This window comes from Georgenia sp. M64, from assembly GCF_038049925.1.
In the GTDB taxonomy this organism is placed as follows: domain Bacteria; phylum Actinomycetota; class Actinomycetes; order Actinomycetales; family Actinomycetaceae; genus Georgenia.
Genome location: NZ_CP145809.1, coordinates 20247 through 45298, shown reverse-complemented (window position 1 = coordinate 45298; position 25052 = coordinate 20247). Strand labels below are relative to the sequence as shown.

The 25052-nt window shown below is 73.5% G+C and carries 26 protein-coding genes, 1 tRNA gene and 1 riboswitch; of the genes, 16 read left to right on the top strand and 11 right to left on the bottom strand.

Features of this window, described 5'->3' with window-relative positions; genetic code table 11:
• Window positions 1-6: 6 nt before the first annotated feature.
• Entirely contained in the window at window positions 7-255 is a 249-nt protein-coding gene (nrdH, locus tag AAEM63_RS00245; protein WP_341361276.1) for a glutaredoxin-like protein NrdH, read from the bottom strand.
• 521 nt (window positions 256-776) lie between these two features.
• Between nrdH and AAEM63_RS00240 the strand changes: the two genes are divergently transcribed.
• From AAEM63_RS00240 to AAEM63_RS00225, 4 genes are all read left to right on the top strand, one after another.
• Window positions 777-995: a hypothetical protein gene (locus AAEM63_RS00240; RefSeq protein WP_123915921.1), complete on the top strand. Its 219-nt coding sequence runs from the start codon at window positions 777-779 to the stop codon at window positions 993-995.
• A gap of 77 nt (window positions 996-1072) precedes the next feature.
• Window positions 1073-1531 carry an S-ribosylhomocysteine lyase gene (locus AAEM63_RS00235; protein WP_341359744.1) on the top strand — a complete coding sequence of 153 codons (459 nt, stop codon included), beginning with the start codon at window positions 1073-1075 and terminating at the stop codon, window positions 1529-1531.
• Window positions 1528-2256 carry a 5'-methylthioadenosine/S-adenosylhomocysteine nucleosidase gene (gene mtnN / locus AAEM63_RS00230; protein ID WP_341359743.1) on the top strand — a complete coding sequence of 243 codons (729 nt, stop codon included), beginning with the start codon at window positions 1528-1530 and terminating at the stop codon, window positions 2254-2256. Before AAEM63_RS00235 ends, mtnN begins: the two co-directional genes overlap by 4 nt.
• Window positions 2257-2391: 135 nt before the next feature.
• Complete coding sequence (locus AAEM63_RS00225; RefSeq protein ID WP_341359742.1) at window positions 2392-3018, top strand: hypothetical protein; 627 nt, start codon at window positions 2392-2394, stop codon at window positions 3016-3018.
• Window positions 3019-3075: 57 nt separating this feature from the next.
• Here the strand turns inward: AAEM63_RS00225 and AAEM63_RS00220 are convergent, their stop codons facing one another.
• Window positions 3076-3324 (bottom strand): hypothetical protein, encoded by a 249-nt coding sequence (locus AAEM63_RS00220; RefSeq protein WP_341359741.1) that lies wholly within the window; start codon window positions 3322-3324, stop codon window positions 3076-3078.
• Between the two features lie 59 nt (window positions 3325-3383).
• Here AAEM63_RS00220 and AAEM63_RS00215 point away from each other — a divergent pair, with 59 nt between their 5' ends.
• Both AAEM63_RS00215 and AAEM63_RS00210 read left to right on the top strand, forming a co-directional pair.
• Window positions 3384-3878, top strand: coding sequence for a metallophosphoesterase (locus AAEM63_RS00215; RefSeq protein WP_341359740.1), 495 nt, complete (start codon window positions 3384-3386; stop codon window positions 3876-3878).
• The gene (locus AAEM63_RS00210) at window positions 3875-4045 is read left to right on the top strand and encodes a hypothetical protein (protein ID WP_341359739.1); all 171 of its coding nucleotides are present in this window, start codon (window positions 3875-3877) and stop codon (window positions 4043-4045) included. The genes AAEM63_RS00215 and AAEM63_RS00210 overlap by 4 nt, the downstream gene beginning before the upstream one ends.
• Here AAEM63_RS00210 and AAEM63_RS00205 read toward each other — a convergent pair.
• The gene (locus AAEM63_RS00205) at window positions 4035-4406 is read right to left on the bottom strand and encodes an STAS domain-containing protein (protein WP_341359738.1); all 372 of its coding nucleotides are present in this window, start codon (window positions 4404-4406) and stop codon (window positions 4035-4037) included. The two genes, AAEM63_RS00210 and AAEM63_RS00205, sit on opposite strands and share 11 nt — an antisense overlap.
• A gap of 208 nt (window positions 4407-4614) precedes the next feature.
• Between AAEM63_RS00205 and AAEM63_RS00200 the strand changes: the two genes are divergently transcribed.
• Window positions 4615-5325, top strand: a complete 711-nt coding sequence (locus AAEM63_RS00200; RefSeq protein WP_341359737.1) for a TetR/AcrR family transcriptional regulator C-terminal domain-containing protein — start codon at window positions 4615-4617, stop codon at window positions 5323-5325.
• A gap of 179 nt (window positions 5326-5504) precedes the next feature.
• A complete protein-coding gene (locus AAEM63_RS00195) occupies window positions 5505-5807 on the top strand; it encodes a hypothetical protein (RefSeq protein WP_341359736.1) in 303 nt (100 codons plus the stop codon).
• Here AAEM63_RS00195 and AAEM63_RS00190 read toward each other — a convergent pair.
• The 4 genes from AAEM63_RS00190 to AAEM63_RS00175 all read right to left on the bottom strand — a co-directional run bounded on the left by AAEM63_RS00190 (window position 5800) and on the right by AAEM63_RS00175 (window position 10152).
• Window positions 5800-6822: a putative sulfate exporter family transporter gene (locus AAEM63_RS00190; RefSeq protein WP_341359735.1), complete on the bottom strand. Its 1023-nt coding sequence runs from the start codon at window positions 6820-6822 to the stop codon at window positions 5800-5802. The genes AAEM63_RS00195 and AAEM63_RS00190 overlap by 8 nt on opposite strands.
• Window positions 6819-8489 carry a sodium:solute symporter family protein gene (locus tag AAEM63_RS00185; protein WP_341359734.1) on the bottom strand — a complete coding sequence of 557 codons (1671 nt, stop codon included), beginning with the start codon at window positions 8487-8489 and terminating at the stop codon, window positions 6819-6821. The genes AAEM63_RS00190 and AAEM63_RS00185 overlap by 4 nt, the downstream gene beginning before the upstream one ends.
• Window positions 8486-9001, bottom strand: coding sequence for an OsmC family protein (locus AAEM63_RS00180; RefSeq protein WP_341359733.1), 516 nt, complete (start codon window positions 8999-9001; stop codon window positions 8486-8488). Before AAEM63_RS00180 ends, AAEM63_RS00185 begins: the two co-directional genes overlap by 4 nt.
• A gap of 9 nt (window positions 9002-9010) precedes the next feature.
• A riboswitch (SAM riboswitch) is annotated at window positions 9011-9105 on the bottom strand.
• Window positions 9106-9654: 549 nt separating this feature from the next.
• Window positions 9655-10152 (bottom strand): aromatic ring-opening dioxygenase LigA, encoded by a 498-nt coding sequence (locus AAEM63_RS00175; RefSeq protein ID WP_341359732.1) that lies wholly within the window; start codon window positions 10150-10152, stop codon window positions 9655-9657.
• Window positions 10153-10466: 314 nt separating this feature from the next.
• Between AAEM63_RS00175 and AAEM63_RS00170 the strand changes: the two genes are divergently transcribed.
• Entirely contained in the window at window positions 10467-11912 is a 1446-nt protein-coding gene (locus AAEM63_RS00170; RefSeq protein WP_341359731.1) for a pectate lyase, read from the top strand.
• Window positions 11913-11971: 59 nt separating this feature from the next.
• Here the strand turns inward: AAEM63_RS00170 and AAEM63_RS00165 are convergent, their stop codons facing one another.
• From AAEM63_RS00165 to AAEM63_RS00150, 4 genes are all read right to left on the bottom strand, one after another.
• On the bottom strand, window positions 11972-13423 hold the full coding sequence (locus AAEM63_RS00165) for an SPFH domain-containing protein (RefSeq protein WP_341359730.1): 1452 nt from the start codon (window positions 13421-13423) through the stop codon (window positions 11972-11974).
• Between the two features lie 189 nt (window positions 13424-13612).
• Complete coding sequence (locus AAEM63_RS00160; protein WP_341359729.1) at window positions 13613-13972, bottom strand: spore germination protein GerW family protein; 360 nt, start codon at window positions 13970-13972, stop codon at window positions 13613-13615.
• Window positions 13973-14391: 419 nt separating this feature from the next.
• A complete protein-coding gene (locus AAEM63_RS00155) occupies window positions 14392-15312 on the bottom strand; it encodes an Ltp family lipoprotein (RefSeq protein ID WP_341359728.1) in 921 nt (306 codons plus the stop codon).
• 473 nt (window positions 15313-15785) lie between these two features.
• Window positions 15786-15869: transfer RNA gene (locus tag AAEM63_RS00150), tRNA-Leu, on the bottom strand.
• A gap of 316 nt (window positions 15870-16185) precedes the next feature.
• On the opposite strand from AAEM63_RS00150, the gene AAEM63_RS00145 reads away from it, so the two are divergent.
• From AAEM63_RS00145 to pknB, 7 genes are read left to right on the top strand one after another with little or no spacing between them, the layout of a single operon-like run.
• Window positions 16186-16896: a DUF3662 and FHA domain-containing protein gene (locus tag AAEM63_RS00145; RefSeq protein ID WP_123915895.1), complete on the top strand. Its 711-nt coding sequence runs from the start codon at window positions 16186-16188 to the stop codon at window positions 16894-16896.
• A 10-nt stretch (window positions 16897-16906) separates the two neighbouring features.
• A complete protein-coding gene (locus AAEM63_RS00140) occupies window positions 16907-17377 on the top strand; it encodes an FHA domain-containing protein (RefSeq protein WP_341359727.1) in 471 nt (156 codons plus the stop codon).
• 8 nt (window positions 17378-17385) lie between these two features.
• Window positions 17386-18675 (top strand): PP2C family serine/threonine-protein phosphatase, encoded by a 1290-nt coding sequence (locus tag AAEM63_RS00135; RefSeq protein ID WP_341359726.1) that lies wholly within the window; start codon window positions 17386-17388, stop codon window positions 18673-18675.
• On the top strand, window positions 18675-20159 hold the full coding sequence (locus tag AAEM63_RS00130; RefSeq protein ID WP_341359725.1) for an FtsW/RodA/SpoVE family cell cycle protein: 1485 nt from the start codon (window positions 18675-18677) through the stop codon (window positions 20157-20159). Before AAEM63_RS00135 ends, AAEM63_RS00130 begins: the two co-directional genes overlap by 1 nt.
• Window positions 20156-21592: a penicillin-binding protein 2 gene (locus AAEM63_RS00125; protein WP_341359724.1), complete on the top strand. Its 1437-nt coding sequence runs from the start codon at window positions 20156-20158 to the stop codon at window positions 21590-21592. Before AAEM63_RS00130 ends, AAEM63_RS00125 begins: the two co-directional genes overlap by 4 nt.
• A complete protein-coding gene (locus tag AAEM63_RS00120; RefSeq protein WP_341359723.1) occupies window positions 21589-23205 on the top strand; it encodes a serine/threonine-protein kinase in 1617 nt (538 codons plus the stop codon). Before AAEM63_RS00125 ends, AAEM63_RS00120 begins: the two co-directional genes overlap by 4 nt.
• Before the next feature lie 2 nt (window positions 23206-23207).
• Window positions 23208-25052, top strand: a complete 1845-nt coding sequence (gene pknB / locus AAEM63_RS00115) for a Stk1 family PASTA domain-containing Ser/Thr kinase (RefSeq protein ID WP_341359722.1) — start codon at window positions 23208-23210, stop codon at window positions 25050-25052.

Sequence of the window (25052 nt, the reverse complement as noted above, 5' to 3'; positions counted from 1 at the left end):
GATGGCTCAGGCCACGACGGCGTCGGCCATCTGGGCCGCGAGCGCCTTGATCTTGTCGGGCCGGAAGCCGGACCAGTGGTCACCGCCGGCGAAGACGACCGGGGCCTGCTGGTACCCGAGCGCCTTGATGCTCTCCAGCGCCTCGGCGTCGGTCATGATGTCGACGACCTCGTACGGCAGACCCTGCTTGTCCAGCGCACGGTACGTGGCGTCGCACTGGACACAGGCCGGCTTGCTGTAGACGGTGATGCTCATCGAGCCGTTCTCCTTCTCCTGGTGCATCGTCACGGCCACGCACCGGATGACAGGCCCGTAATCACAATCATGTGCTTCGGGACGGCGCCGGGTTCTGCGTGGTTCCTCGACACTACACCTAGGGGTGGGGCGTGGGCAGTACCCCAAGATGCAGTGTTGGCGTGTCGTGCGGTGGGCGTGTCCTCCACAGCCTGACCCCCTTCTTGTGGACTCCGGTAACGGGTGTGGGGACGGCCTGTGGACAGCCCGTCCTCGTCCCGTCGCGCCTGGTGGCGACTCAGGTCCGACGCTGCCACCGACCACTGACATCCGAGTCGTCGACCTCCGGCGAGCCAGGCCTGTGGACGAGAAGGCGGCCCCGGCGTCCACAGGGTGTGGGTCCAGGGGCCCCGCACGACGAAACTCGCTCTCGCCGGTGCCGGTTGCGGCTCCCTGGCGGGGGCGCGAAGGTGGCGTGGAGGGCCCGACCTGCCGGTCGTGGCCGTGCCGGCGCCCCGGCGCCGCCGTCGAGAGGAGAACCCGTGAACGAGGAGCCGACGACCGAGGCAGGCCGGCTGGCCAAGGAGGCCCGCGAGCTGGCCGAGCAGGCGGCCGACGAGATCGGTGCGACGCGCGCGGACGACGACGCCGCCGTCGACCAGGACGTCGAGCGCGAGATCGGCCACGACGTCGACCCGCACCCCGGCGGGGACGACGCCCGCGGCAGTGGTCTCACCGGGCCCGGCGCACCGATGCCCTGACTCTGCCGCCCGCCGCACCGGCCGTTCTGCGCGATCATGATGGGGTCCACCGCCGCCGCAAGCCCGAGGAGTCTGTCATGCCGATGAACGTCGAGAGCTTCAACCTCGACCACCGCACGGTCGCCGCGCCCTACGTCCGGGTGGCCGACACCAAGCACCTTCCCGGCGGTGACGTCCTGACCAAGTACGACGTGCGGTTCTGCCAGCCGAACGCCGATCACCTCGAGATGCCGGTCGTCCACTCCCTCGAGCACACCTTCGCCGAGCACGTGCGCAACCACTCCGGCGACGTCGTCGACTTCTCCCCCATGGGCTGCCAGACCGGCTTCTACCTCCTGCTCGTCGGCGACCACCCCTACGAGGAGGTCCTCGACCTCGTCGAGACCACCCTGCGCGACGTCGTCGCCGCGACCGAGGTGCCCGCCGCCAACGAGACGCAGTGCGGCTGGGCCGCCAGCCACACCCTCACGGGGGCGCAGGAGGCGGCCCGCCGGATGCTGGCGCGTCGGGACGAGTGGGCCCAGGTCGAGGCGTGAGGGTCGACGCCGTCGTCGTCGTGGCGATGGAGGAGGAGGCGCGTCCCTTCCTCGAGGCGGCCACCGAGAGCGGCCCGGAGTACGAGGCCGGCCGCGCAGCCGGCCGGGTCCTCACCGTCGGGGACCTCCGGGTGCTCGTCGTGCGCAGCGGCATCGGCCTGGTCAACGCGGCCTCCGCCGCCGTCGACGCCCTCGGCCGGGTCGCACCCTCAGCACTCGTCTCGGGCGGCTCCGCGGGCGGCCTGGCCGCCGACGTCGAGGTGGGGGACGTCGTCGTCGGCGAGCGCGTCACCTACGCCGGGGCGGATGCCACCGCGTTCGGCTACGACCGCGGGCAGGTGCCGGGCATGCCGGTCGACTACGCGGCCGACCCGGTCCTGCTCGACGCGGCACGCACGCTCGAGCCCGTCGTCGCCCCCGTCGCCCAGGGACGACCGGGCCGGCTGCGGCTGGGCGAGATGGTGGCCGGGGACTCCTTCGTCACCGCCGCCAACGTCGGCAGCGTCCGGGCGGACTTCCCACGTGCCCTGAGCACCGACATGGAGACGACGGCGCTGGCCCAGGTGGCCCACTCCTACGCCGTCCCCTTCCTCTCGGTCCGGGGCATCTCGGACCTGTGCGGACCGGCCGCCGACCAGGACTTCCACCTGGCGGTGGACGAGGCCGCCGCGCGCTCGGCCCGCACCGTGACGGCGATCCTCGGCGCGGCCCGCCGACCGGCCTGACCCCCCGGAACCGCGGCAAGAGGACGATCGGCGCGTCGAGGAGCGGGCGCCGCGGTGCCGTGACGGGGCTCTCCGGTGGCCGAGACCCCCAGGTCGCGGTTCCATGGGGCCATTGCCCGTTACGGAGGGAACCCCATGAACGACAACGTCTGGATCTGGATCGCGCTGGGCGTCATCGCCCTGGCGATCATCATCGCCATCGCGGTCGTGGCGGGCCGCAAGCGGCGCGCGCAGCGGGACGAGGAGCACCGCCGCGAGGCCGCCGAGCTGCGCCGCAGGGGTGAGGCCGAGGACATCGAGGCGCGTCGACGTGCGACCGAGGCCAAGGCCGCCGAGGTGGAGGCCGAGCGGGCCCGCATCGAGGCGGACCGGCTCGAGCACGAGGCCCGCCTGCGGGCCGAGGCCGCCCAGGAGGTCCGCAACCGCGCCGACGAGCACCTCCAGGGCGCCGACAAGCTCGATCCCGGCCACCGCGCCCGGGTGGCGGACGAGGCGCGCGACGCCCGGCACGCCGACGAGCGTCGCCGGGAGGGCGACGTGAGGCACGCGGACGACGGCCGCCCGGCCGACGAGGGCCACCGCGTCGACGACGCCCGTCACGTGGACCACGACCGGCGCGTGGACGACGGCGGCACCGACGAGACCCGTCGCCTCGACGACCGGACCGACGGCGACCCGCGCACCCCGGACGAGCGCACCGACGGCGAGCACCGGGCGGACGGGCGCCCGGTGGACCACCCGCACGACCACCCGACCCGGTAGGGGCACGGGAGCACCACGGGCGGCGCCGGACCTGGTGGTTCGGCGCCGCCGGTCGTCTCAGCGTCGTTGCACCGCGCTCGCCCACACCCATGCGAAGCCCTGGCGGCCGTGCTCGTCGAGGTAGCGGATGCGTGCGGCCCGTGGCGTCCACGCGACCGCCTCGGCGGTGACCTGCCGGTGCCCGAGGCGGGTGTGCACCCAGGCGGCGACCTCGATGGGACGGTCCGGGGTCGTCACGGGGTACCCGTGCTGCTCGGGGCCGAGCGAGACGGCAGCGTCACGCAGGGGGATCTGGTCGATGGCCACGCCCGCACGCTAGGAGCCGGCGCCCACACGGGGTCGCCGCACCGTGCCACCCTGGGTCGATGACAACCCGGCTGCTGCTCCTGGCCGACACGCACCTGCCGCGGCGCGCGAAGGACCTGCCCGGCCCCGTGTGGGACGCCGTGGCGGCGGCCGACCTCGTCGTCCACGCCGGCGACTGGGTCGGCGAGGATCTCCTCGACGACCTCCTCGCCCGGTCCCGCCGGCTGCTGGGCTGCTGGGGGAACAACGACGGTCCGACCCTGCGGGCCCGCCTGCCCGAGGTCGCCCGCGCCACCGTCGAGGGTCACCGGTTCGCCGTCGTCCACGAGACCGGCCCGCGCACCGGGCGCGAGACCCGGGCGGACGCGACCTTCCCCGGCACCGACGTCCTCGTGTTCGGCCACAGCCACATCCCATGGGACAGCCGCAGCCCGAGCGGCATGCGTCTGCTCAACCCGGGCTCCCCCACCGACCGGCGGCGCGAGCCCACCTGCACCTACATGACCGCGGTGGTCGAGCCGGGTGGCGTCGAGGTGACCCTCCACCGACTGTGAGCCACCCGGCCACGACCGGGCTCGTCGGTGACGACGGGGCCGGTTGGTCGCTCCTGGGGTTCCTGGAGACCCAGGACAGCGCCTTCGTCGGCGCCGTCAGCGACCCGCTGCCGGTCGCCCGGTCGGGTGCCGTCCTGCGGCTCGGCGCGCCAGGACTCAGGGGCTGAGGGTCTCCCGCTCCGCGTCCACCGGGACGTCGTCGACGATGTCGACCATCTCGCCGAGGTTGGTCACCTCGAGGAGGAAGCGCACGACGTCGGGCGGCTTGATGAACACCAGCCGGTGCCGGTAGCGGAACGCCAGGCTCGCGAGCGCGGAGACCACCGACGAGTCCATGAAGGTCACGTTCCGCACGTCCACCTCGACGGGGAGGCCGGCGTCCTCCACCTCGGCGACGGCGCGCGTGAGCTCCTCGCCGAGACTGGTGTCGACCTCGCCGGCGAGGACCAGCCGGGTGCGTCCGGGCAGGAGCAGCACGGAGGCGCTGCCCTCACCCTCGGGTGACATGCGCGGTGCGGTGCTCGCCATGGGGTTCCCCTCTCGTCCCGCCGGGCCGGCGGTGCAGACCGCGCCAGGTCGTGCCGGCACGGTTTACGCCGTAAGTGTACGTCGTAAACCGCGCCGGTGATCCTGACACGCGACCGGTCCGGTCGCCACGTCCCGTGGCGGTGCTCCCCCGGACCGGGGACTACCCTGGGAGGCGCAGCTCATCACCCCGACCGGGAGGAGCGCCGCCGTGGACTCGACCGAGCAGTCCGTACGAACCCCGTTGACGCGCGACCAGATCGTGGACGCGGCGCTGCGCCTGGTCGACGCCGACGGCCTCTCCGCCCTGAGCATGCGCCGTCTGGGCGCCGACCTCGGGGTTGAGGCGATGGCGCTGTACCGCCACGTCAACGGCCGTGAGGACCTTCTCGAGGCGATGATCGAGGACGTCACTGCTCGGCTGGAGCTCTCCGAGGACATGGACCTGGGTCCGCACGGCGGCTGGCAGACCTACCTGCAGTGGCTCGCCCACACGGTGCGGGAGATCGCCATGGAGCACCCCCACGTCTTCCCGCTCATCGCGACGCGCCACCCCGCCGCCGCCTGGCTCCGCCCGCCCCTGCGCAGCCTGGAGGTGGTGGAGGACTTCCTCGCCGTGCTCCAGCGGAACGGCTTCAGCGACGACCGAGCCGTCACGGCGTACCGGACGTTCACGAGCTTCCTCATCGGCCAGCTCCTCCTCGACGTCTCCCAGCGGGGCGGCGAGACGGTGCCCGAGGAGACCCTCGCCGTCGTCGGCGCGGAGCTCGGCACGGAGGTCGGCTCGAGCGACGCCTCCCTGGCGGGCTACCCCCACATCCTCCGACTCAAGTCCAAGCTCTCCGAGGACCGGGGCGAGGAGGAGTTCGAGGCCGCCCTGGAGGCGGTGCTCGACCGGATCGAGACGCTCGTCTCGCAGTAGGGCACCGGCCGGGACCTGTCGGGCGCGGCGGGCCCAGACGGCAACCCATTCGTTTCAGACGACGGCTGTGCACAACCCGTGCGGCGGCGGTGAAGCGTAGCTCGCCACGACAGGACACCCACGGCTACCGTCGTGGTGCGGGCTCTCGTCCGCACCCCCCGAACGAATCGACGTGCCGCTTGAGCCTGCCCACCCCGTCAGCTCCCCGCCCCAAGGACCTCCGACACCGCCGCTCCGCGGACGACCCCGGCGCCGTCCGGGCGCTCGAGCGGGTCCGTGAGGCGCAGCGCGAGCTCGACGTCGCCCAGCAGGCGGCCGAGGAGGCGATGGTCCGGCGCAACCTCGCCGTGACGTACGCCCGCGAGGCGGGGGTTCCGGCGGCACTGCTCCAGGCCAGCACGAGCCTGCCGCCGGCGGCCCTGGAGCTCGCGGTCGCCCGCGGCGAGCTCCTCACCACCGGCGGGGTCCGCGCCCTCAGCTGAGGCCGAGCGCGACCAGCGACACGGTCGCCACCAGCGCCCACGACACCAGCGCGAGGACCAGCGGGCGCCCACCGGTGCGACGCAGCTCCCCGAGGCGGACCGCGCAGCCCAGACCGAACAGCGCCGCGGTGAGCAGCAGGTCCTGCGCGACCCCGGCGGCCTCGAGCACGCCCGTGGGCACGGCGCCGGTGCTGCGCAGGGCGATCATGCCCAGGAACCCTGCGACGAAGAGCGGGACCACCGGCGGCCCTGACCGGTCGCCGCGGCCGCGGCGCGCCCGGATCGTCAGGGCGACCCCGGCCACCATGGGCGCGAGCATGAGCACGCGTGTGAGCTTGACGACCACCGCCGCCGCGAGCGCCGTCGTTCCTGCCGTCCCCGCGGTGGCCACGACCTGACCGACGTCGTGGACGCTGGCGCCCACCCACCGGCCGAACGCCTCCGGGCCGAGGCCGAGCGGACCCTGGAGCAGCGGCAGCACGGCGATGGCCAGGGTGCCGCACAGCGTGACGAGAGCGGTGGGAACGACCATCGCGCGTCGGGTCGCCCCCGTGACGGCGCCCATCGCGGCGATGGCGGAGGCCCCGCAGATGGAGAAGCCGGTGGCGACGAGCAGGCTCTCCTGCCTCGGCAGGCCGAGCAACCGCCCGGCCAGGAGGGTTCCGGCGAAGGTGATCAGGACGATGCCGACCACGACGACGAGGGTGCGCCAACCCAGGTCGGCCACCTCTCCCAGGCTCAGGCGCAGGCCCAGCAGCACGATGCCGAGGCGCATGAGGCGCTTGCCGGCGAAGGTCAGGCCGGGGCCGAGCGGACCGGCCACGAGACGGGCGCTCCGCGGGAGGTTGGCCGCGAGGATCCCCAGCACCACGGCGACCGTCAGCGCCGGGAGCTGCGGCACCACCCGGTGGACCGCCACCGCCACGAGCACCGCCCCGACGGCGGCGAGCAGGCCGGGCACCGCCCGGCCTGCGCTCACGCGCCGCCCCGTCCGCGCCGCCGCCGGTGCGGTCATCGGGGCGCGAGCCCCGCGTGGTCGAGCGCGTCGTCGGCGGCCTCCCGGGCGTCGAGCGAGCGCGCCGTGCCGGGCAGCGAGGGGGCCGTGACCGAGGGCACGGTGAGCTGGAAGACGCCGGCCGCGAGGAGCACCACGGTGGTGAACAGTGCCAGACCCGTCAGGCCGAGCGGGTGCAGACTCACCCAGGCCAGCGTGGTGACCGCGAGGAGGGCGGCTGCGGCAATGAGCGTGGCCGCACCCCGACGTCGGCGCGCGGCCTCGGCCGGGAGCGCCCAGCCACCCTGGGCGAGGGTCACGGCGAGGAGCACGACGAGGTTGAGGCCCATCCCGACCCACACCGGGTGGATGCCCAGGTGGAAGGCGGCCGGGTCCCAGCCGCCGAGGTGGTACCAGGTCAGGCCGGCCGTGAACCCGGCAACCAGCGCCGCCAGCGCCGCCCGGCGGGTGGCGACCGGCCAGAAGAGCACCGCGGCGACCGGCGCGAGGGTGGCCCCGTTGCGCAGGGTCCAGGCCAGCACGTTCCACCAGGCCGACTGCTCGGTGCGGAGCAGTGCGAAGACCACCATGAGCGCGGTGAGCAGGACGAGGGACCAGCGCGTGTAGCGCACGAGGTCGGCCTCGCTCGCCCGCGGGTTGAGCGCGGCGCCGACGTCGCGGCCCAGCGACGTCGCCCCGGAGAACTGGCAGGGGCCGCCCCAGCCGATGGCGCAGGCCCAGAGGCCGAGGAAGAACACGGCCGCGAGCGGCGCAGGCAGGGTCTCGGTGACGAACCGGGTGACGCCGAGCAGACCGAGACTCTCGCCGGGGACCGCGACGGCGGCCGCCACCCCGATCGCGACGCCCAGGACGATGAACGGCAAGGCCATCACGGCCGCCCAGCCCAGGCCCTTGCGGCCCTCCTCCGGCGTCCGGCAGGACAGCGCCATCTGGAAGGCGGCCTGCGCGAGCAGCACGTTGACCACGAAAGTGCCGAACCACGCCACGATGAGGGTGACGCCCGCCGCCGCGGGATCCACCAGCTGTGGGTGGGTCGTGGGCAGACCGGCGAGGGTGCCCGGACCGGGTCCGGCCAGGACGGCGGCCGCACCGACGGCGAGCATGGCGACGAAGACCGCGACGTTGGCCGTCTGGGTCAGTGCGACGGATCGCATGCCGCCGCCCCACAGGAAGGCGAGCAGCAGCAGGGCGGTGGCGATGACCGAGCCGTGGATGCTCAGACCCGTCACCGCGTGCAGAGCGGTGGCGAAGGCGATCGCGGTCGCAACCGACCACATCGGGAAGGTGAAGGCGGTGATCGCCCCGCCGACGGCGCGGGCCGCGCGGCCGAACCGGTCGCCGATGAGACCGGTGATGGTCACCACGAGCCGCTTGCGCAGCGGCACCACGAGCAGGGCGGCGATGAGCGTGATCTGGACGATCTCGGCCACGCCGTACCAGACGGCGGAGACGCCGGTGCGGTACGACAGCTCGAGGATGGCGATGAACGAGGAGCCGGAGAACAGACCCGTGATGCAGAACGCCACGGTGATCGGCCGGAAGTTCCGTCCGCCCACGAAGTAGTTGGCCGCGCCGCCCGCCCGCGCGCGGACGGCCCGACCGGCGAGGACGAGGAAGGCGGTGTAGGCCAGGGCGAGCCCGACCGTCCAGAGGCCGACGGTGGTCATCGCGCCGCCTCCGTGGTGACGTCCCACTTGTCGTCGACCGGCACGCCCGCCGCGGCGACGAGTCCGTACGCCGGGCACCGCCGAAGCACCTCCTGGCGCAGGACCTCGGCCTCGGACGCGGTGGCGTCGGTGCGTAGGGCCACCGCGAGCGCGACGTGAGAGAAGTACGGCGGCACGTCCGCGGTACCGGCGAAGCCGCGGACGTCCTGGGTGGCGTCGGCCTCCACGTGGAGGGCGTGCACGGTGTGGCCACGCTCCCTGGCCACCGCCTCGACGACGACGGTCAGGCACGAGGCGAGGGCCGCGGCCACGTACTCCATCGGGGTCGGACCGCTGTCGTCGCCTCCGAAGGAGCGCGGCTCGGCGGCCACGAAGTCGAACCCACGCACGCTCAGGCGGGTGGTGTAGCTCCCCGCCCACTCGCCGCGGGCCCGGACGTGCTTGATGCGGGGCCGGTCGTCGGTCGGGCGCCCGGCGCGTTCGTCGAGATGCCGGTCGGTGGTCACGGGCATGGTGCTTCTCCTCCATCGGTCCCGGCGTGAGCACCCGCCCCCGCGAGGCGGGGAGGTTGCTGCGGCTTCGTCGAGCCAGGTCTCTCGGCCGCTCTGGATGGGTGGAGGGAACGTACGAAACCGGCGAGGGAGGGCCCGACCGGCGCCCGCATCGTGAGCGGCGGCGCGTCAGGTGCCCGCATGGCGAGACGAGCACCGGCCGACGTCCGCGGCGGGGAACGTCTGTGGGACAGGACGCTCCGACCGGCCGGGGTCGAGGACGGGGTGTTCGGCTGATGTCGTCGACGTTGTTCCGCCCGACTCGGCCCGGCAGCTGCCGACCCGGGCGCCGCTTGACGGCCGGGCACCGCTTGTCACGCCAGGGCGCCCGGTCCGGTCAGCACCTCCGCGTCGAGGTCGAGGGTTCCGGGGTGAGGTCGAGGTTCGGCGCTGCTGGCTCACCCCGCCCGGTACTGAGTCACGGGCCGACATGGCCGGCGGGAGCCACGAGCACGGCGGCCCGCCCAGCTCGACGATGCCTCGGCAGGCGAAGCCTCGTGACCGAAGGACCACAGCACGCGGCGGAGCCCCCGACCCCTCGCCGTGTGGCGGGGGCCGGGGGCTCCGGCGGTCGTGCGGTCGTGCGGTCGTGCGGGTGGAGCGGGTGGTGGTTGTCAGACGGTCACCGGGGTGCGGTCCTGCGCCACCACCGGCGCGGCCGGGACGCTCCGCAGCGTGGTCAGCGCCCACCCGACCAGGATCCACAGCACACCCAGACCCATCACCAGGGCCGCGACACCGTAGGAGACCACCGAGGTGAACAGCGACGCCCGCAGGAACGAGGCGTTCATCACCGAGGTCCGCTGCTGCTGCAGCGCCTGGTGCTCCTCCGAGCCCTCCTCGACCTCACGCATCGCCGCACCCAGCTCCGCGTACGTCCGACCCTCGGTCCCGGCCAGCGCGTGCTCGTTGATGATCTGCGCCTGCGCGTACGCCGAGAACGGACCATCGACCTTGTCACCCGGCAGCATCGAGGAGTCCTCCGGCACGGTGATGTTCTCCGCGGCGAGCTGGCTGCTCACAATGCCCCAGGTGACCCCACCAGCGACGATGAACAGGATCCCCGCGATGATCGAGACGATCCCAGCGATCTTGGTAGCGGACTTGCTCATGATTCGATTTCCCGTCTTCGTGCGGGCCACCGATCCGGCGTCCCGCTCCATGTGCTCCGGGCCGGTGTGGGGGGCTCGGGCTTCTTGTCGGGATAAACGTAGAAGCGACAAACCGGGCAGAGTCAGGACCGAGGTCCCGGCGGTGCCGGGACCTACAGCCGCCCGTACCGCACCCATAGGTCCCGGTTCTGCTCCGACGAATCCTTGACACCTGGATGCCGCTCCAGAATTATGGCCACTTATGGGGGCATGAAAGCGCTTACACCGCGAGGCTCTCCACGTGCGACCCAACCGCCTGACAACGGAGTCACCTCATGCACCGACAGCACACGAAGAGCCGGCTTGCCGCCGGCGCACTTGCCGCCGCCGTGGCGCTGACGACCGCCCCGCCCGCGGTCGGCGTCGGCAGCCACACGCCCACCGCCGACCCGCACGAGGGGGCCACTGTGGGGTGGGCGACCGCGAACGGAGGGACGGACGGTGGCGCCGGGGCCCCTGCGGAGAACGTCTACGTCGTTTCCGACCGCGCCGAGCTGGTGGCCGCCCTCGACAACGCCGGCGCTCCGGACGAGCCCAAGATCATCTATGTCCAGGGCACGATCCACGGCAACGAGGCGCCCGACGGCCGCCTGCTCGGCGAGCAGGACTACGCCCCGGGGTACAACATCGAGAAGTACCTCTCCTGCTTCACCGCCGACGGCTGGAGCGACCAGACGCACGACTACTGCGGGCAGATGCGCCGACTGCGCCAGACGGGCAGCAACAACCTCAAGCGGCAGCAGGAGATCAAGATCCCCAGCAACACGACCCTGCTCGGCCTCGGTGACGACGCCGGGTTCCGCGCGACGAACATCATGCTGCACGTGGACAGCGACATCGTGATCCGCAACCTCACCGTCGAGGCACCGGTGGACTGGTTCTCCTCGTGGGACCCGTGGGACGGCGCGGACGGATCGTGGAACGCGCGGTTCGACGCGATGTCGTCGGTGACCGCGAACAACATCTGGGTCGACCACGTCACCTTCACCGACGGGGCGTACCCCGACAGCGCCGCACCGCTGGGTCCCAACGGCAAGCCCGCCAACCGCCACGACGGTCTGTTCGACATGAAGGACGGCACCGACTTCGTCACGATCACCAACAGCCGGTTCGTCGGGCATGACAAGACCATGCTGCTCGGCTCCGGTGACGGGAACGCGGACACCGACGCCGGACGACTGCGTGTCACCATCGCTGGGAACTACTTCGAGGGCACCTCGCAGCGCTCGCCGCGGGTGCGCTTCGGCGATGTTCACGTCCTCAACAACTACTACGTCGCGCGCGCCGAGGACCCGGTCTGGCCCGTCCTCTCCGGCGCCAACGGCGGGCACGGGTACTTCCTGGGTCTGGGGTACGACTCCAGCGTGGTCTCCGAGGCGAACGCCTTCGAGTACACCGGCCCCGGTGCCGACGAGACCATCGTCGTCGAGCACTGGAACGCCACCGAGTTCGCGGACTCCGGCTCGTGGTTCAACGCCCGGCCCGTCGACGTCGAGGCGCTCGCCGCGGCCGACTACGAGACCAACCGGCTCGCTGCGGTCGCCGAGGCGCAGGCGGAGGGCACCGCGGCGCCGGACTGGGCGCTGACAGGGTTCTCGACCGACGTCCGCTGGGACCCGGCCGAGGAGTACGACTACGACGTGCTCACCGACTACGCCGACGTGAAGTGGCACGGCAAGCACGCCACCGGCGCCGGGGCACTGGTGGTCCAGCGCCCCTAGGCGCCCTCTGTTCAGCGACCACCGCGGGCCGGCACCTGATGGGTGCCGGCCCGCGGGCGTCAGTGATCCGAAGAGGCCGAGCTGGTCGCCGCCGCGGCGGCACCGTTGACCGCCGGGGCCGGCGAGGCGCCGAGCGAGGCGACGACCTGGGCGAGGTCGATGCCGGAGAGTGCCTTGACCACCTGCTGTCCCTCCCCCAGGACCTGGCCGGCGATCTTCGTCACAGCGCCCGCGCCGTCGGTCCCGACGACGGTGAGGTTGTCGATCTGACCGACCGGCTCCGCGGCGGCGCGGATGATCTCGGGCAGCCGCGCGACGACCTGCTGCGCGATGACCGCCGAGCCCTGCTCGGCCAGGGCCTTCGCCTGCGCCTCGGTCGCGGCCGCCTCGGCGAGGCCGCGCGCCCTGATCGACTCGGCGTCGGCCTCACCGCGGGCCTTGATCGCCTCGGCCTCGTTCCGCTGGGCGGAGAGCTCGGCCTGGGCGAGCGCCTGGCGCTCGTAGGCGGCCGCGTCGGTCTCGGCCTTTCGGGCATCCCGCTCACCCTCGGCCTGCTTGGCCGCGGCGTACGCGGCGGCGTCGGCGGGCTTACGCACGTCGATGTCGAGCTGCTGCTCGGCCACCCGGGCCTTCTCCTGCAGGGCCTCACGCTCCTGCGCCGCCACGACCCGTTCCTGCTCGGCGCGGGCGAGCTGGCCGGCCGCGTCCGCCTCGGCGGCGGCCCGGTCGGTCTGGGCCTTGATGGTGGCCTGCTTGAGGGCGAGGTCGCGCTGGCGCTCGGCGATCTGCTCCTGCGCGGCGATCTGGGCCGTCTCCGAGACCAGGCGCGCCTCGGCCTCCTTGACCTCGGCCTCCTGACGCGCCGTCGCGGCCTGCGCCCGGCCGAGGTTGGCGAGGTAGTCCGACGCCGGGGTGGAGATGTCGGAGAGGTTCACCAGGTCGATGTGGAAGCCCTGCTGGTACAGGTCCGGCTTGATCGACTCGAACACCCGGTCCTGCAGCGCCTGGCGGTCGGAGATGATCTGCTCGACCGTCATCGAGCCGAGGACCGGCCGTAGGGCGCCCTCGAGCGACTGCTGGAGCGGGCCCTCGAGCTTGGCCTGCTGGCTGGTGAACCGCTGGGCCGCGCGTCGGACGCCGTCGACGTCGCCGCGGACCTTGAAGAGCACCGAGGCCTTGACCGAGACGGCGATGAAGTTCTTGTCCACGCCCTCGACCGTGAGGGAGAGCTGGCGCTGCTCGAGCGAGATCTTCGTGGCGGACTCGACGAACGGCTTGACGTACGCGCGGCCGCCGATCACGACGCGCGGGCCCTTCCCGTCCGTGGGTGTCCCGGCCGGCGGGACGGCGTCGAGGCTGCCGGTCGGCCCCTCCTTGGCGTTGCGGCCGACGATGACGAGGGCCTCGTTGAGGTCGACGGTGCGGATCGACTTCCTGACCACGACGAAGACGACGATCGCCACCAGGACGAGCACGGCGAGCAGGGGGATGGAGCCGAGGAGGACGTCCACGAAGCTTCCTTCGGTTTCAGGGATCGGGTAGCGCTCACGCTATCGGAGGCAGCGGTCCTGACCTGCACCGATGCACAGCACGGAGAGGTGTTCCGAGCGAGCGCACCGGTACGTCCTCGTCGGCAGCACCGACGTCGAGCGATGGAGCCGCGCCGTCGGAACTGCGCGGTCGAACGATGGGGCTCGCCGTCAGCGACGGCGGAGCGCGCGGGCCAGCACCAGGAGCGCCAGCGCACCGACGACCTGGCCGCCGAGGATGACCACGCTCGGGTCCGTGACGGGCTGCCACGTGACCTCACCGCCGCGGATCACGTAGACCCCGAGCGGTCGGACACGCAGGGCGTGGCCGCCACCCCCACCCTCGCCGGCGGCCGCCGGAGCCGAGTCAGGACCCTCGGAGCCGTACCCGAGGCCACCTGCGCCGAGCACCGTGGCGACCGGGATGACCGTCGCGCCGTCGGACTCGTACGCCTCGCCGAACGCCCGCCGGACCGTCGGCGCGTCGCGCAGCGTCTCGGCGAGCGTGCGCAGGTGCGACTCTTCCCTCATGGCTTCCTCCTCGTGGTGCGGTCGGCTGCCGGGGCGGTGCGAGCACGCCCAGGATCGCACCGGCGCACCGCGCGGCACCGGGGATTCGCCCGTCGGGGCGGGGGATCGTCCTCGGCCGGGTCCGTGGCGAGCGGGTGCCAGCCGACGATCGGCAGGTCGTGCTCGACGACTCCGACCTCCGTCTGCTCGGCGCGGCCCTGTCCACGCACGCGACGCAGACTTGGCGGCTCGGCCTGCGCGGACGGTCAGGCGGTGACTGCGGCCTCGGCGACGTGGACGAGCTCACGGTCGACCAGGGCGCGGCGCTCCGCCGCAGTCAGCCATCGACCGTCCCAGTTCGCCGCCGAGGGCACCGTCGTCCGTGGAGTTCCCGGTCGACCTGCCGGCCAAGGTCAAGCCGGTTGTCGTTCCGGGTGCGCCTACAGGCCGGTCTGGCTGACGCCGTACTCGGCCTGCTCCGGGGTGAAGCCCTCGTAGAGCAGCTGCTCGACCAGCCCGCTGCGCGAGAAGGCGGAGTAATCCAGGTAGCCCTGCGCGGACTCGGCTGCCTCCGCGTTCCAGTCGACGGTGATGTTGTCGACGGCCCAGCTGGCGTCCTCGGTCGAGAAGCCCTCGTACTCGAGCTGGCCGATCAGGCCGGTGCGCGAGAAGCCGGAGTACTCCAGGTAGCCCTCGGCGGACTCCACCGCCTCAGCCCGCCAGTCGACCGTCATGTTGTCGACGGCCCACGTCGCGTCCGCAGTCGAGAAGCCCTCGTACTCGAGCTGACCGATCAGGCCGGAGCGGGAGAAGCCGGAGTACTCCAGGTAGCTCTCGGCGGACCGCTGCGCGTTCTGCTGCGAGACGGTCCCGGCGGCGGCCGCGGCCTCCTCCTCGGCCTTCTTCGCCGCCTCATCCTCGGCGGCCTGACGCTCGGCCTCCTCCGCAGCAGCCTCCTCGGCGGCGACACGCTCCGCCTCATCCTCGGCGGCCTGACGCTCAGCTTCCTCAGCGGCCTCCTGCGACGCTGCCTCTTCCGCGGCAGCCTGCTCGGCCTCCTCGGCAGCAGCAGCGCTCGCTTCGGCAGCGGCGTCCAGCGTCGCCTCAGCGACCGCCGTCGTCTCACTGGCGCTCGGCGTAGCCGGGCCGTCCTCAGCGCCGGCGGTGCCGATCCCGATGGCGATGAACAGGGCCGTCACACCCGCGGGGATGACGAACCGCTTCTTCTTGAACCACGGCCGAGCCAGCTTTGCGGGGGGCGGCATGGGAGGCTGCGGCTGCGCCGGGTACTGGCCCGAGGGCTGCTGTTCGGCGGGGTGCTGACCCCACGGCTGACCGGGCTGCTGCGGGTACTGCGTCACGAAGAACTCCCTCGTCGGAATGTCCGATTTGCGGCTGGCGTCTTTACTGGAACGCATTCTTTCAGTTTCCGCAGCTTTCCGAGCCGAAACGGGGATAGCCGAAATGGGGGAGGGCAGCTGCTTCGATGAACACGGGGCGCGATTCTGGGTTGCCGATTCTCGACATGCAGCACGGGAGGCCCGCGCTGGCCCGTCACGTCCGCGGCCTTCGGCCTGCTCTTACAGGGATAGGGCTGGCTGGCTACCTAGCACCCGCTCCCCTGCTCGAGCCTGACGCCCGCGGCATGCTCCGGTGAAGGCGCGTGCGTTCCGCATGACCGCGTTGTCCATGACGGCCTTTGTGCGGTCTGGCCGTTCGCGAGCCCCCGCCGTCGGAGATGGCCCGTACAGAGTTTGCACAACAGATTGCACAACCGGGCACAAAGAAGGCGGCGGGCCCCCGGTTTCCCTGGGGATCCCGCCGCCTGCTGCTGTGCGCGAGGGGGGAGTTGAACCCCCACGCCCTTTCGGGCACACGGACCTGAACCGTGCGCGTCTGCCTATTCCGCCACTCGCGCGCGCTGTGAACAGCGGTGGAAACACTAGCACGGGGCCCGCTGCCGCCCGACGCGCGGACGGCGGGCAGTGACGTGATCCCGGACACGCCGTCGACCCGCCGCAGCGAGACCGTGGCGCCGCCGGCGTGGCGCGGCCGCCCGTCGCCGGCCGGTCGTCGACGCGACCGGGCACCCGCGGTGCCGCGCCGGGACCCCACGGTGCGCGAAATCCGGGGGCTTCTCGTTACGATCGACGAGCCGGACCTGTGCCGGTGCCGAGACGTCCGTCCGGGACGCCCGGCCGGCGGGACGACCGACAGCGGGAAGGAGCGGTGCCATGGGTCTGCTGGACCGCTTCGAGAAGGGCGTCGAGCACGTCGTCTCCACCGCCTTCGCCAAGGCGTTCCGCAGCGAGGTCAAGCCTGTGGAGCTCGCCTCGGCGATCCGCCGCGAGATGGACGAGCGCGCGGCCGCGGTCTCGCGCGAGCGCACGGTCGTGCCCAACGACTTCGTCGTCCAGCTCGCCCCCTCCGACCTCGAGCAGATCGACCAGTGGGGCGCCGACGCCCTGGCGGACGAGATGGCCGGCGCGGCCACCGAGCACGCCCAGTCCCAGCGGTACTCCTTCGTCGGACCGGTGGAGGTCGCGTTCGAGCAGGACGAGGCTCTGACGACCGGCCGCTTCACGGTGCGGTCGGCCACCCGGCGCGGCGCGGTCGCCCCCGCGACGACGACCGCGCCGAGCGCGCGCCACCCCATCGTCGACATCGACGGCCAGCGCTACCTCCTCACCGGGCCGGTCACGGTCGTCGGCCGGGGCAGCGAGGCGGACATCATCGTCGACGACTCCGGCGTCTCCCGGCGCCACCTCGAGATCCGGGTGACCCCCGGTGGCGTCATCGCCACCGACCTGGGCTCGACCAACGGCACCTTCGTCGAGGGCCACCGCATCGACGCGGCCACCCTCGTGGACGGCAACACGATCACGATCGGCCGCACCCGGATCATGTTCTGGACCGGCGCCGACGACGCCGACGACGCCCGGTGAGCCCCGCCGCATGAGCGAGCTCGTCGTCACCCTGCTGCGCGTGGGCTACCTGCTGGTCCTGTGGCTCTTCGTCGTGGCGGCCCTGGTCGTGCTGCGCAACGACATCTTCGGCACCAAGGTCACGCCGCGCGGTCCCGGCCGCGGCCCGCGCCGCCAGTCGCCCCGGCCCGCCCGACCCGCGGCCCGCAACGGCCCGAGCCGGCTCGTGGTCACCCAGGGCCCCCTCGCCGGCACGACCATCCCGCTGGGCGCCTCGTCGATCCTCGTCGGCCGGGCCGCGGCCTGCACGCTCGTGCTCGACGACGACTACTCCTCCAACCGCCACGCCCGCTTCTTCCCCAAGGACGACGGCTGGTGGGTGGAGGACCTGCGCTCGACCAACGGGACGTACGTCAACGGCGAGCGCCTCGACCAGCCCGTCCCGTTGCCCGTCGGCACCCCGGTCCGCATCGGGCAGACCCTCGTCGAGCTGCGCCGGTGAGCCCCGCCATGAGCCTGCAGATGCGCTTCGCCGCCCGGTCCGACGTCGGCCTCGTCCGCGCGTCCAACCAGGACTCCGGCTACGCCGGACCCCACCTCCTCGTCCTCGCCGACGGCATGGGCGGACCGGCCGGCGGGGACGTCGCCTCCTCGGTCGCGGTGGCGCACCTCGCCGTGCTCGACGACGCCCACGGCGCCGACGACCTCCTTGACCTGCTGCGCGGGGCGGTGGCCTCGGCCCATGCCGAGCTCGTCGAGCGCTCGGACGCCGACGAGGACCTCGCCGGCCTCGGCACGACCTGCACGGCGATCCTGCGCTCGGGCAACAAGCTCGCGATGGTCCACATCGGCGACTCGCGCGCCTACCTGCTGCGCGACGGGACCCTCACGCAGGTCACCACCGACCACACCTTCGTCCAGTACCTGGTCTCGACCGGTCGCCTCACCCCCGAGCAGGCGGAGCGCCACCCGCAGCGCAACGTCATCCTGCGGGCGCTCGGGGACAACGACGGCGAGGTCGAGCTCGACGAGTCGCTGCGCGAGACCCGCGCCGGGGACCGCTGGCTGCTCGCCTCCGACGGCCTCTTCGGCGTCGTCTCCAACGAGACCATCGCCGACACCCTCGCCGCGGTCGAGGACCCGGGCACCTGCGCCGACGAGCTCGTCGCCCTCGCGCTGCGCGCGGGCGGCCCGGACAACGTCACGGTCGTCATCGCCGACGTGCTGCCCACCGGCCAGAGCGTGGACACCACGCCGCAGGTGGTCGGCTCCGCCGCGGCCGACCGGCGCCGCGCCACGCGGGGCGGGGACGGTCCCGCCGCCCGCGCCGCCGCGCTCGTGCGCGCCGCGTCGCCCGACGCCGCCGAGGCTGACGACGACGACCAGCCGGCCCGCCGGCGCTGGGTCGGCGTCCTCGTGGCGACCCTGCTCGTCCTCGCCGCCGTGGCCGGCGGCCTCTGGGCCGCGTGGTCCTGGACCCAGACCCAGTACTTCGTCGCCCCGTCGGGTCAGTACGTGGCGATCTACCGCGGAATCCCGCAGGAGCTGGGGTCCCTGCGCCTGGCGACCCTCCACGAGCGCACCGACCTGCGGGTCGACGACCTCACCCAGGTGGCGCAGGACCGCCTCGACAGCCCCATCACCCGTGACTCCCTCGCCGGCGCCGAGACCGTCGTGGAGAACCTGCGCTCGAGCGTCGTCGAGGAACCGACCCGACGACCGGAACCCAGCGCGACGGCGGAGCCTGACGCGACCGAGGAACCGGGCCCGAGCGAGTCCGCGACCACCGGGGCGGGCTGATGGCGATCGTCACCGAGCAGCGGGCCCGCACCGGACGAGGTGCGGAGCTCGGGCTGCTCGTCCTCGCGCTGCTCGTCGGGCTCGGCGCCTACGCCCAGGTCGCCCTCGCCGTCACGGGGACGCTGCCCCCGGACCTGCTCACCCGCGGCGGTGGACTGGCGGGGCTGGCCATCGTCGCGCACCTCGTGGTGCGCTGGCGCGCCCCCTACGCCGACCCGGTCCTCCTGCCGATCGTCGTCGCCCTCAACGGCATCGGGCTGTCGATGATCTACCGGATCGACCTGGCCCTCGGCGACGGCGGCAACGCGAGCCGGCAGATGCTGTGGACGCTCGTGGGGGCCACCGCCGCGATGGCGGTCCTGTGGTTCCTGCGCGACCACCGGCAGCTTCGCCGCTACACGTACACGGCGATGGTCGTCGGTCTGGTGCTCCTGCTGCTGCCGATGCTGCCGGGGCTCGGGGTCAACATCAACGGCGCACGCATCTGGATCCGGCTCCTCGGCATGTCCTTCCAGCCCGCCGAGCTCGCCAAGATCGTCCTGGCGGTCTTCTTCGCCGGGTACCTCGTCTCCAACCGGGACAACCTCGCCCTGGCGGGCCCGAAGCTCCTGGGTCTGCAGCTGCCCCGGCCCCGCGACCTCGGACCCATCCTCCTGGCCTGGGGCGTCTCGCTCGTCGTGCTCGTGCTCGAGCGCGACCTGGGCACCTCGCTGCTGTTCTTCGGCCTGTTCGTGGCCATGCTGTACGTGGCCACGGAGCGGCTGAGCTGGGTCCTCATCGGCCTGCTCCTCTTCGCCGGCGGCGCCGCGGCGGCCGCGGCCCTGTTCCCCCACGTCGGGGCCCGCGTCGACGTCTGGCTCCACGCGCTCGAGCCCGAGTTCTACAACCGCGACCCCGGCGGCTCGGGCCAGCTGGTCCAGGGCCTGTTCGGCATGGCCTCGGGCGGGCTCATGGGCACGGGCTGGGGCGAGGGCGAGCCGCAGCTCGTGCCGTTCGCGAACTCCGACTTCATCGTCGCCTCCCTCGGGGAGGAGCTGGGCCTGACGGGCCTGCTCGCGATCCTCCTCATGTACCTCCTCCTGGCGCAGCGGGGCATGCGCGCCGCCATCGGGGTGCGCGACGGCTTCGGCAAGCTCCTGGGCTCCGGACTCGCCTTCGTCCTCGCGTTCCAGGCGTTCGTCGTCGTCGGCGGGATCACCCGCCTCATCCCCCTCACCGGCCTCACGATGCCCTTCCTGGCGCTCGGCGGCTCCTCGCTGGTGTCGAACTGGATCATCCTCGCGCTGCTGCTGCGCATCTCCGACGGCGCCCGCCGCCCCGCCCCGCCCCTGCCGGCCGTGCCCGCGGGCGAGGGCGAGGTCATCCCCGTCGGGGGACCGAAGAGGACCGGCGGGTCGGCCCGGGCGCCGGGCGCGGGCCAGGTACCCGGTGCTCGTCAGGCCCCGCCCGACGACGGTCAGGCGACCGAGGTGGTGCGCCGGTGAACGACCAGATCCGCCGCCTCGCCGGGGTCGTCGCCGTGATGTTCCTCGCGCTGTTCGTCTCGGTGACCTCGGTGCAGTTCTTCCAGGCGCCCGACCTCAACGCCGACGGGCGCAACGTGCGCACCGTGTACCGCGAGTTCGGCCGGGACCGTGGACCGATCGTCGTCGCCGGCACGCCGGTGGCCACCTCGACGCCGGTCGACGACGTCTACGGCTTCCAGCGCTCGTACGACCCGGGTGCGCCGTACGCCCACGTCACCGGGTACTTCTCCACGGTCTTCAACGCCATCACCGGTCTCGAGCTCGCCGCGAACGACGTCCTCAACGGCACCTCCAGCTCGCTGCTCCTCGAGCGCATCCAGTCCCTCTTCACCGGAGACCAGCCGCAGGGCGGCGCCGTCGAGCTCACACTCGACCCCGCCGCGCAGCAGGCCGCCATCGCCGCCCTCGGCAACCGGGAGGGCGCGGTCGTCGCCCTGGACCCGGCCACCGGCGCGATCCTGGCGATGGTCTCCACGCCGAGCTTCGACCCCAACGCCCTGGCGACCCGCTCCCGCACCGAGGCCGAGGCGGCGTTCGCCGAGCTCAGCGCCGACCCCGCCCAGCCGCTCGTCAACCGCGCCATCGCGGGCGACCAGTACGCCCCCGGGTCGAGCTTCAAGGTGATCACCGCCGCGGCGATGCTCGAGGCGGGCGCCACCCCCGAGACCATGGTCGAGGCACCCACCGAGCTCGAGCTGCCCCAGTCGACGGCGGTGCTGCGCAACCCCGGGCAGCGGGCGTGCGGCGACGGCTCGGGCGAGGTGACGCTGGTGGCCGCCTTCCGGCAGTCCTGCAACACCCCCTTCGCCCTCGCCGCGATGGACCTGGGCGAGGAGGACCTGCGCGCGCAGGCGGAGGCCTTCGGCTTCGGCGCCGAGCTCGCCGTGCCGCTCGAGGTGACGCCCTCGCGCTACCCCGAGACGGAGAGCCAGGCCGAGCTCGCGATGTCCGGTATCGGCGAGGCGAGCGTCCGGGTGACCCCGCTGCAGATGGCGATGGTCGCGGCGGCCGTCGCCAACGACGGCATCCAGATGCAGCCCTACCTCGTCGCGCGCGAGCTCACGGCCGACCTCGAGGTGGCCTCGACGACCGAGCCCACCGACCTGCGCGAGTCGGTCTCGGCCGGGACCGCCGAGGCGCTGACCCAGATGATGGTCGAGGTCGTCGCCGACGGCACCGGCGGACCCGCACAGATCCCGGGGGTCGAGGTGGCCGGCAAGACCGGCACCGCCGAGAACGCCGAGGGCGTCGACCCCCACGCGTGGTTCATCGGCTTCGCCCCCGCGCAGGACCCGCAGGTGGCGGTCGCCGTCGTCGTGGAGAACGGCGGCGACGGCGGCACGAACGCCGGTCCGATCGCGCGCGAGGTCATGCAGGCGGTGCTCCGGTGAGGCCCGAGGCCGGGCTGGTCCTGGGCGCCCGGTACGAGCTGACAACCCGGATCGCCGTCGGGGGCATGGGCGAGGTGTGGGAGGCCACCGACCGGCGCCTCGGCCGCACGGTCGCGGCCAAGGTCATGCGCGCCGAGCTGGCCGGCGACGAGCTCTTCCTCTCCCGGCTGCGGGCCGAGGCGCGCAACACGGCGGGGCTGCGCCACGAGAACCTCGCGATGCTGCTCGACCACGGCGAGCAGGAGGGCTCGGGCTACCTCGTCATGGAGCTCGTCCGGGGCGAGACCCTCGCCGACCTGCTCGAGCGCGAGCGGAGGATCGCCCCGGCCGACCTCGTGCCGATCCTCGTCCAGGCCTGCCGGGGGCTGCACGCGGCGCACACCGCCGGCGTCGTCCACCGCGACGTCAAGCCCGCCAACGTCCTCATCGGGGCCAGCGGACAGGTCAAGCTCACCGACTTCGGCATCTCCCTCGCCGCCAACCAGGCGCCGATGACCTCCGCCGGCATGGTCATGGGCACCGCCCAGTACCTCCCGCCCGAGCAGGCCATGGGCAAGCCGGCGACGGCGGCCGGGGACGTCTACGCGCTCGGCGTCCTCGCCTACGAGTGCCTCGCCGGGCACCGGCCCTTCACCGGCGAGACGCAGGTCGACATCGCCTTCGCCCACGTCAACACCCCCCTCCCACCGCTGCCCGGCACGGTGCCCGCCCCGCTGCGGGCGGTCGTGGAGCAGATGCTCGCCAAGGACCCCGCCGCCCGACCCGCGTCGGCGCTGGCGTGCGCCCGCGCCCTGGAGACCGTGGCCGCCGACCTGGGCGCCGCACCCACCCGGCGCACCCGGCGCGAGCCGGTCGTCGACCGGGTCCGGCGGTCCCTACTCGCCCCGCCGACCGGCGCCATGCCCCTGGCCGAACCCGGAGCCCGGGCACCGGGCGACCCCCTGCCCCGGCGGCGCGAGCTCCACCGAGCCCCTGACCGGTCGCCGCTCACCCCGAGCGGCCACACCAGTGGGGCTCCGCCGGAGCCGTCGGACGCGCTGCGCGGCGGGGACCCCCGGCGCGCCCTGCCACCCCCGCCCCCGCCGCCGCCCTTCGCAGGCCCACCCGCGCCGTCGGCGCCGTCTTCCGGCCCACCCGCGCCGTCGGCGCCGTCTTCCGGCCCGCCCGCGCCCCCGACGGCGGTCCGCACCGTCGCCCCGCCCGGCGCCTCGCGCACCGCGACCCTCACCCCGCCGTCGGCGGCCCGACGCGCGACGTGGCTCGACGCCCCCGCTCCGCACCCGGACGACCTCGTCATGGTCGGGACGCTGGGGTCCCCGGCCCCCCACGCGGTGACGCACGACCCCACGCGCACCGGCGCCCGGGAGGGCGGCGACCACGGGGCCACCCGGCGGGCGCTGCGCCGGGCGGCGCAGCGCTCCTGGACCGTCCCGACCTGGACGGAGGTGGCCGCCGACCGCATCTGGCTGCGCGCCATGGCGGTGGTCCTGGCGATCCTCGTGGCCCTCGCCCTCCTGGCCCTCGGTACGCTGGGCCGGGGCGGGAGCTCCGCCGCCGGCCCGCCGGCGACCGAGAGCACGATGCAGATCCGCACGACAGAGAAGGACGACTAGTGGTGGACGAGATCCCGCGCGTTCTTGCCGGCCGCTACGAGGTCGGCGAGCTCATCGGGCGCGGCGGCATGGCCGAGGTGCACATCGGCTACGACAGCCGGCTCTCGCGCACCGTGGCCATCAAGGTGCTCCGCAGCGACCTCGCCCGGGACGCCACCTTCCAGGCGCGGTTCCGCCGCGAGGCGCAGTCCTCGGCGGCGCTGAACCACCCCTCGATCGTGGCGGTGTACGACACGGGTGAGGAGCAGGTCACGTCGTCCTCCGGTCGGACCACCACCGTGCCGTTCATCGTCATGGAGTATGTGGAGGGGCACACGGTCCGGAGCCTGCTCTCGGGTGGGGACCCCGTCCCGATCGACGAGGCGGTGGAGATCGTCGCCGGCGTGCTGTCCGCGCTGGAGTACTCGCACCGCGAGGGCATCGTCCACCGGGACATCAAGCCCGGGAACATCATGCTCACCCCCACCGGCGCGGTGAAGGTGATGGACTTCGGCATCGCCCGCGCGATCGCGGACTCGGCCGCGACGATGACCCAGACCCACGCCGTCGTGGGCACCGCCCAGTACCTCTCCCCCGAGCAGGCCCGCGGCGAGGTCGTCGACGCGCGCTCGGACCTCTACTCCACCGGCTGCCTCCTCTTCGAGCTCCTCACCGGCCAGCCGCCCTTCACCGGGGACTCCGCCGTCGCCGTGGCCTACCAGCACGTCCGGGAGATGCCGAAGGCGCCGTCGACCATCACCCCCGACATCCCCGAGGTGCTCGACCGGGTGGTGCTGAAGTCGCTGGCGAAGGACCGCGAGGACCGCTACGCCGACGCCGCCCACATGCGTACCGACCTCCTCGCCGCCGTTCGCGGGGGGCAGGTGCAGGCCCCGACCGCCGCCTTCTGGGCAGCCGGTGCGGCGGCCGGCGCGGCTGCGGCCACGGCGCCGCTCGGCGCCGCCGCGGCCACCCGCACGATGACTGCCGCCACGCCCACCACGACCGCCGGCAACGGATTGCCGCCGGAGGACGAGGAGCGCCGCGGGTCCCGGTGGTGGGTCTGGCTGCTCGCCCTGCTGGGCGTCGCGGCCGCCGCCGGCATCGTCGCCCTCATCGTGACCCGCGAGGAGGAGCCGCCGCCGGTCACCGTGGTCGCGGTCCCGGACCTCACGGGGATGGACCAGGTCGAGGCCCGCCAGGAGCTCGAGGGCGACGGCCTCGTCTTCGCCCTGGGTGAGGCGGTCCAGTCCGACTCCGTCGAGGAGGGGCTCTTCGTCGAGGCCACCCCGGCGGTGGGGACCGAGGTGGAGACCGGCGAGACGGTCACCGTCTCGTTCTCCGCCGGCCCGAGCGCGGTCGAGGTACCGGACGTGCGCGGTCTCGACCAGGACCAGGCGACCGCCGAGCTCCAGCGTGCCGAGCTCGAACGCGGCCGGGTGACGGAGGAGAACGCCGACGCGTCCGTCTCCGTCGGCGACGTCATCAGCTCCTCACCCGCCGCCGGCGAGGCCGTACCGCCGGGGACGACCGTGGACCTGGTCATCGCCAGCGCCAACGTCGACCTGCCCGGCCTCACCGGACGGACCGAGGCCGAGGCGTCGCAGATCCTCGCCGACCTCGACCTGGGAGTCCGGATCGTCGAGCAGGAGTCCGGCGACTTCGCGCCCGGGACCGTCCTGGAGCAGTCCCACCCCGAGGGCGTCGTCGAGCGCGGCACGACCGTGACGCTCACGGTGGCGATCGCGCCGCCGGAGCCCGAGCCGACGACGGCGCCGCCGACCACCGCGCCCCCCACGACCGAGCCGCCGACCACCGCCCCGCCCACCACGGCGCCGCCCACGGAGGCACCGGCGGACGGGGGCTGA